Origin of the sequence: Pseudomonas sp. UBA4194 (genome assembly GCF_002379585.1) — a bacterium.
In the GTDB taxonomy this organism is placed as follows: Bacteria; Pseudomonadota; Gammaproteobacteria; order Pseudomonadales; family Pseudomonadaceae; genus Aquipseudomonas.
In genome coordinates this window covers 397-890 of record NZ_DFUE01000022.1, presented here as the reverse complement: position 1 = coordinate 890, position 494 = coordinate 397, and the positions used below count along the sequence as shown (strand labels likewise).

Below are 494 nucleotides of genomic sequence, written 5' to 3'. Positions count from 1 at the left end.
GGACCATTCACCGCCGATCCATCAAGCCAGCGCCTCGATCTGCGCCTGCATGGACTCGAGCAGTTCCAACGCTTCCATCCAGGCTTCTTCCAGCTCGCTCTCGCGGGCTTTCAATTTGGCCTGCTGCGCCAGTTGGTCACGCAACTCATCCTTGCGCGCCGCCTCGTACAGTCCGCTGTCACCCAGGGCCGTTTCGATCCGCGCCAGCTGGGTGTGCACTTCGCCCAGCTCCCGCTCGAGTTTGTCGGCCTGCTTCTTGTGCGGCGCCAGTTGCTGACGCAGGGCAGCCGCGGCCTGGCGCTGGGCTTTCTTGTCGGTCTTGTCGAGGTTGACCGGGGTGTTGCTCACCGGCGCGTTGCGCTGGCGATACTCCACCAGCCATTTCGCGTAGTCGTCGAGGTCGCCGTCGAAAGCCTCCACCTTGCCATCGGCCACCAGCAGGAAGTCATCGGTAGTGCTTTTGAGCAGGTGGCGATCGTGAGACACCACCAGCA

At 63.4% G+C, this 494-nt stretch carries 1 pseudogene; it reads right to left on the bottom strand.

The window, feature by feature from the left end:
• Positions 1-21: 21 nt before the first annotated feature.
• A pseudogene (locus B3397_RS06135) lies at positions 22-494 on the bottom strand (ABC transporter ATP-binding protein); the annotation flags it as partial.